Source organism: Dietzia sp. HMSC21D01 (assembly GCF_001815995.1).
GTDB classification, from domain to species: domain Bacteria; phylum Actinomycetota; class Actinomycetes; order Mycobacteriales; family Mycobacteriaceae; genus Dietzia; species Dietzia cinnamea.
In genome coordinates, this window is record NZ_KV824022.1 from 1 (window position 1) to 6,002 (window position 6,002).

A 6,002-nucleotide genomic window follows, 5' to 3' on the forward strand; every position below is an offset into this window, starting at 1 on the left:
TGGGACGCGCCGTGGGGCCGCCCCCTGCTCGGCGTACGCGCCGCCGACACCCGCGCCGCCTGCCGCGGCCTCGGCCTGACCTGGTGGGACGATCCGCACAACACCGACCCGACGTACACGCGCGTCCGCCTGCGTCACGAGGTACTGCCGCTGCTCGAGGACGTCCTGGGCGGTGGGGTCGCCGAGGGTCTGGCGCGTACCGCGGAACTGGCGAGGGTCGACGACGACGAGCTCGACCGCCTCGCCGAGGCCGTTCCCGTCGGCGACGACGGCGCACTGGACGTGAGCCGACTGGAGCGGTTGTCGACCGCCGTGCTCACCCGGGTCCTGCGCCGCTGGCTGCTGTCCCGGGGGGTCATCTCCCCGACGTACGCGCACCTGACGGCGGTGGCCGCGCTCGTCACGGACTGGCGCGGACAGGGCGGCGTCGCGGTCGGGGGCACCGGACCCGCAGGGACGCGCGGGGTGGGCCCGACGGCCAGGTTGGTCGCCCGGCGTCGGCATGGAAAAGTGGTCCTGGAGATCGACCGGGCGAGCGGAGCGGGGACGTAGATGACCACGGACAAGTACGCGGACGAGATCGAGTCCGTACTCCTCGATGAAGACGCGATCCGGGAGCGGATCGCCGAGATGGCCGCCACCGTCGGCGAGCGCTACGCGGATGTCGAGAAGGAGGTCGTGCTGATCGCCGTCCTCAAGGGCGCCGCGATCTTCGTCTCCGACTTCGCCCGCGCGCTGCCCATCCCGTCCGAGATGGAGTTCATGGCCGTCAGCTCGTACGGCTCGTCCACCAGCTCCTCGGGCGTCGTGCGGATCCTCAAGGACCTGGACCGCGACATCGCCGACCGCGATGTGATCATCGTCGAGGACATCATCGATTCCGGCCTCACCCTGTCGTGGCTGATGCGCAACCTCAAGACCCGCAACCCGCGCTCGCTGGAGATCGTCACCCTGCTGCGCAAGCCCGACGCGGTGAAGGCCGATCTCGACATCCTCGAGATCGGCTTCGACATCCCCAACGAGTTCGTGGTGGGCTACGGCCTGGACTTCGCCGAGCGGTACCGCGACCTGCCGTACATCGGCCGCCTGCACCCGCGCATGTACTCCTGACCTGCCCGGTCGTCCTGGGCTGACTCCCTTGCCCGCCCCGCTTGTCGGACCACTCGCCTATGTTCGCGGTGACAACCGAGGCGAGAGGGAAGAAGTGACACGAGTCGGGACCAGAGCGGTCGATCCGCGCGAGTTGTGCGAGACGCTGGGGCGAGCCCTCGCCGCCGAACCGGTGAAGGTCGAGGGCGAATGCCGGAACGCACGGGTCGACGCCCACTATGTCTCGTTCGATCTCTGTGGGAGAGATTCGGACTGTCCAGATGTGGTCCGCGTCTGGATCCCGGCCAACCAGATCTGGAGAATCCGGCAGGGGCTGGAGTCGAGGTGGAGTCACCCTCTGGAGGAGTGCCTCGCCGATGGCCGATGCGTCGTGGTGATAGGCACGGCCGAGGTGCGGAGGACCTCCATCTAGGTCAGCGCCACCGGCGTGTACATCAATGACTTCGACGCGGTCGGCAGCCTCCAGGCGCAGTTAAATCGTCTTCCGTCGACGCTCGAGGATCTCGGGATCCCCCCGGATCGACTCAGCCCCTCGGAAACGAGACAGAAGCTGACCCTCGACCGACCCCCGTCCCGTATCGCGGTGGTGACCGGTAAGAGCTCTCGGGCGTACGAGGACTTCTGCGCCGCATTCTGGAGCACCGCGAAGCGGAAGGGTGCGGAGAAGTTCCCCCGCCCCCAGTTGGTCCACGTCCCGTTCAGGCTAGAGGGGGCCGGTGTGGCGGACGAGTTGGTCCGGGTTCTGCGGGATGAGGTGCCCGAGAGCCGGGCCGACGCCGTGTGCATCGTCCGGGGTGGGGGGGCCGTGGTCCGATCTCTGGCCGTTTCACTCACTCGAGGTGGTCAAGGCGGTACATGACATGCCGATGCCCGTCTTCACGGCCATCGGGCACGAGAGTGACCGGCTCGCGATCGACTGCGCGGCAAGAGGGTCGCGGGGCACTCCGAGCTCGCTCGGAGAAGGGCTCGGGTGGGCGTTTCGCGAGCTTTGCTCCCGCTCGGTCCCCAGGGTTACCGGGATCAAGAGCCCGGGGACCCGGGTGGCCGGGGAGCCGACCGAGCTCGAGGAGGTCAAGCGTAGGTTGGCACAGTCGAGAGCGCGGTGTCGAACCGTCGAAGCAGAACTGAGCCGGGCGCAGGCGACTCTCGAGGACGAGCGCGCGCGAGCGGATGCGGCTCAGAAGCACGCTTTCGAGCAGGGGCTCCGGTCCGGCGAACGGCTCGCGACCAATCGAGCAGTCGAGGTCGCCCTGATAGTGACGGTGCTGGTGACCTTTGCGATCGGCGGACTGGCCGTGGCCGTGGGCGAACTCGTCTTCGTGATCGTCGCCCTGGCCGGAGTGGTAGGAGCTGCTCGTCTGATCCTCGAGTGGGTCCGCACGGCGCCGGAACGCGGCGCGCGGTGGCAGCGAAAGATCAGAGAGCCAAAAGAGCCGACAGTGTTGTAGATCACACATACGCTCTGGACATGTATCCAGGAACCTTCGCCGCCACCACCCCGGACAAGCCCGCCGTGATCCGTCCCGCAACGGGTGAGCAGATCACGTACGCCGAGCTGGAGGCCCGCTCGGCCCAGCTCGCGCACGTCCTCGTCGATGACTGGGGGCTTCGCCCCGGCGAGACGATCGCCGTGGTCTCGGACAACACGCTCGAGATGCTCGAGATCTACTGGGCGGCCCTGCGGACCGGCCTGTACATCGCCGCGATCAACCATCACCTGACCCCGGACGAGTCGTCGTACATCATCGGCGACTGCGGTGCCCGCGCCCTGTTCGTCTCCGCGCCGGTCGCCGATCACGTCGACCTCACCCCGGAGGCCCACCCGGGCGTCGAGCACCGGGTCGTGTTCGGCGGCGCGCTCGAGGGGTTCGACGACTACCGATCGCTGCTCGAAGGCAAGTCGACCGAGCCTCCGGCGGATCAGCCGCGCGGTCACGACTTCCTCTACTCGTCGGGCACCACCGGCCGGCCCAAGGGCGTCCGCGTGGACCCGCCGGAGGGGCAGATCGACGAGGTGGCCGACCACTACACGCCGGTCTTCAGCTTCCTCTACGGCTTCGACGCCGACAGCGTCTACCTGTGCCCGGCGCCGCTGTACCACGCGGCCCCACTGCGCTTCTGCGGCGTGGTCAACTCCGTCGGCGGGACCGTGGTGCTCATGGACCGCTTCGACGCGGAGGAGGCGCTGCGGCTCATCGAGGCATACAAGGTGACGCATTCGCAGTGGGTGCCGACGATGTTCGTGCGCATGCTCAAGCTGCCGGAGGAGACCCGAGCCAGGTACGACCTGTCGAGCCTGACCCACGCCATCCACGCCGCCGCGCCGTGCCCGCCCGAGGTCAAGCGCCGCATGATCGAGTGGTGGGGGCCGGTGATCCACGAGTACTACTCGGCGACCGAGGGCATGGGCATCACGTTCATCAACTCGCAGGAGGCACTCGAGCGCCCCGGATCGGTGGGACGGGACGGGCTCAAGGGCATCGCCCACATCTGCGATGACGAGGGCAACGAGCTGCCGGCCGGCGAGATCGGGACCATCTACTGGCAGAACGACGAGGGCGGCTTCGCCTATCACGGCGATCCGGAGAAGACGGCGTCCGTGCGCCACCCCGACCATCCCACGTGGGCGACCTTCGGCGACGTCGGATACCTCGACGAGGACCGCTTCCTGTACCTCACGGACCGCAAAGCGTTCACCATCATCTCCGGCGGGGTGAACATCTACCCGCAGGAGATCGAGAACGCGCTCGTCCTGCATCCGGCCGTCGAGGACGTCGCCGTGATCGGACTGCCGGACGAGGAGATGGGGGAGCGCGTCCACGCCGTGGTCGTGCCCGCCGCGGACCGCGCTGACGACCCGGGCCTCGCGCAGGAGATCCTCGACTCCCTGCGGGGGAAGATCTCCGATTTCAAGATCCCCCGCGGTCTCGACCTCGTCGACGAGCTGCCCCGCACGCCCACCGGGAAGCTGGTCAAGCGCCGGATCGTGCAGCAGTACGCCTGACGCGGACCCGGCGGCGACGGTGAAAGGCGGCGCCGGGGAGTGTGGCGGAGCTCTCGGACGGTGTGCGGGAACAGATCTGGCACCGTCGTGGTTCTACTGGGCGGATCGGGATGCGGCAGTGTCCCCCGGGCTCACTCACACAGCCCTCGCGGAGTTCCGTTCGACTGGAGCCGCGTTGCGCCCCTCGCCGAGAGGCGACCCCGCGTCCCGGTCCGCCCACTTCGCAGGCAGACGAGAGAAGCCGCCGACCTCGCGGTCGGCGGCTTCTCCGATGTCGGATCTCGCTCTCGTTCCTGCTTCCCCCCAGGCCGAGCCGGTCAGGCGACACTCGCCGTGAGGTCGGCGGAGGTCATGATGCCGAGGAAGTCGAGGAGTCCGAGGAAAAAGGACGGCAGGTTGGTCGCGGCATCTGCCACGGTCGATCCCGAGTTGAGTCCGAAAGCAGCTGAACCTTCTGCGAATACTCCGAGGCTGCCCATGGTGGTGCCCCTTTCTGTGAGGGTGGGGGCTGGCAGCCGGACGCCGCGTCCGGCCTGACGAAACCGATTGTGAGATAACTCACACACATCCCCCGCTGAAGATGATGCGCTTCTTATCTCGTCCAGTCAAGCCTCGGTCCTGCTCGTCAGTCGGCGACGCTGGCCACCAGGTCGACGGCGATGCCGTCGAGCAACGCGGCGAGGAAGGACAGCGCCAGCGACGGCAGGCTCGTCCCCATGTCGGCGAGAGTGGAGCCCGAGTCGAGTGCGAACTCGGCGGATCCGGCGGCGAGCGTGGCGAGACTTCCCATTGTTCGTCCTTTGCTGTCGACGGCTCCCCGTCAGGGGGCGGCCGGTCTGTGGTGGGCGGCGCCGGCGTGACCCGGCCGGTGGCGACGGGCGAGCGGCGTCGCCTCCGTAGCCGGTCTCATCATCGCCGGATGTCGCCGACCGGGCCGGTGCTTTGACGGTTTTTCCTTATTGTGGGAGCGTGCGTGGGCTGAGAGGGTGACGGGCGTGGACGTGGTGACGAGCTTCGAGCGCGAGCGACCTCGCCTCGTCCGCATCGCCGGACGCCTGCTGGGGGACCATGCGGAGGCCGAGGACATCGTCCAGCAGGCCTGGCTGCGCCTCGACCGCGCGGACGACGCGGCCATCGACTCACTGCCCGCCTGGCTAACGACCGTCGTCACGCGATTGTGCCTCGACCGGCTCAAGGCGTCGGTGCCGCGGCCGCTCGAACCCGGCGACCCGGAACACACCGACCGCGCCGGGCCGGACCGCGCCTCCCTGGCCCCGGGCCCCTCCGAGGAGGCGGTGCTCGCGGACTCGATGGGTGCAGCGCTGCATGTCGTCCTCGACCGCCTCACCCCGTCGGAGCGGGTGGCCTTCGTCCTGCACGACCTGTTCTCGGTCGAGTTCGCCACGGTCGCCGACATCCTCGACTGCCTCCCGGCCACGGCGCGCAAACTGGCGTCGAGGGCCCGCGCGAAGATCACCGGGGCGGGCGACACCGGCGAGCAGGCGGATTGGCTCGTCGTCGACGCCTTCCTCGCCGCGGCCAGGCACGGCGAGTTCACCCGCCTCCTCGAGCTCCTCGCGCCGGACGTCGTCGTCACCGGCGACCCGGTCGCCGTGCGCGTGGGTACCCCGTCGCGCATCGACGGTCGCGACGCCGTGGCGGAGTTCTTCAACGGCGCGGCCGCCGCGGCGCTGCCCGTCTTCGTCGACGACAGACCGGGCGCGGCGTGGTTCGACCGCGGCGAGGCCCGGGTGGCGTTCGACTTCCTCGTCACCGACGGCCTGGTCCGCCGGATCGACTTCCGCGCGGACCCCGACGTGCTCGCCGGGCTGCGCCGTCGCCGGGGCGGCGACCAGCGGTGAGCACGCGGCGGCGAGACGTGGCGGGG

7 protein-coding genes and 1 pseudogene are annotated in these 6,002 nt (G+C 69.3%); 7 read left to right on the forward strand and 1 reads right to left on the reverse strand.

Annotated features, from left to right (window positions below; all coding sequences use genetic code 11):
- From HMPREF3086_RS13255 to HMPREF3086_RS13275, 6 genes and pseudogenes are all read left to right on the forward strand, one after another.
- Positions 1–552, forward strand: a 552-nt coding sequence (locus HMPREF3086_RS13255; RefSeq protein WP_210401874.1) for a TilS substrate-binding domain-containing protein, incomplete at its 5' end; no start/stop codon positions are given.
- Entirely contained in the window at positions 553–1,110 is a 558-nt protein-coding gene (gene hpt, locus HMPREF3086_RS13260; RefSeq protein ID WP_070722341.1) for a hypoxanthine phosphoribosyltransferase, read from the forward strand.
- A 427-nt stretch (positions 1,111–1,537) separates the two neighbouring features.
- Positions 1,538–1,969: an exodeoxyribonuclease VII large subunit gene (locus HMPREF3086_RS13265; RefSeq protein ID WP_070722343.1), complete on the forward strand. Its 432-nt coding sequence runs from the start codon at positions 1,538–1,540 to the stop codon at positions 1,967–1,969.
- Positions 1,860–2,240 (forward strand): annotated as a pseudogene (locus HMPREF3086_RS19935) (exodeoxyribonuclease VII large subunit); the annotation flags it as partial. The gene HMPREF3086_RS13265 and the pseudogene HMPREF3086_RS19935, both read left to right, overlap by 110 nt.
- Before the next feature lie 126 nt (positions 2,241–2,366).
- On the forward strand, positions 2,367–2,558 hold the full coding sequence (locus HMPREF3086_RS19650) for a hypothetical protein (protein WP_246830994.1): 192 nt from the start codon (positions 2,367–2,369) through the stop codon (positions 2,556–2,558).
- Between the two features lie 20 nt (positions 2,559–2,578).
- Positions 2,579–4,114, forward strand: a complete 1,536-nt coding sequence (locus tag HMPREF3086_RS13275; protein ID WP_061916568.1) for an acyl-CoA synthetase — start codon at positions 2,579–2,581, stop codon at positions 4,112–4,114.
- A 625-nt stretch (positions 4,115–4,739) separates the two neighbouring features.
- Here the strand turns inward: HMPREF3086_RS13275 and HMPREF3086_RS19055 are convergent.
- On the reverse strand, positions 4,740–4,904 hold the full coding sequence (locus tag HMPREF3086_RS19055; protein ID WP_156482520.1) for a hypothetical protein: 165 nt from the start codon (positions 4,902–4,904) through the stop codon (positions 4,740–4,742).
- A gap of 196 nt (positions 4,905–5,100) precedes the next feature.
- Here HMPREF3086_RS19055 and HMPREF3086_RS13280 point away from each other — a divergent pair, with 196 nt between their 5' ends.
- Entirely contained in the window at positions 5,101–5,976 is an 876-nt protein-coding gene (locus tag HMPREF3086_RS13280) for a sigma-70 family RNA polymerase sigma factor (RefSeq protein ID WP_246830995.1), read from the forward strand.
- Positions 5,977–6,002: the final 26 nt, after the last annotated feature.

What these genes read in the sequence shown, in the direction of transcription:
- HMPREF3086_RS19055 (WP_156482520.1), bottom strand. Translation starts at nt 4,904, where the DNA reads ATGGGAAGTCTCGCCACGCTCGCCGCCGGATCCGCCGAGTTCGCACTC.
- hpt (WP_070722341.1), top strand. Translation starts at nt 553, where the DNA reads ATGACCACGGACAAGTACGCGGACGAGATCGAGTCCGTACTCCTCGAT.
- HMPREF3086_RS13275 (WP_061916568.1), top strand. Translation starts at nt 2,579, where the DNA reads ATGTATCCAGGAACCTTCGCCGCCACCACCCCGGACAAGCCCGCCGTG.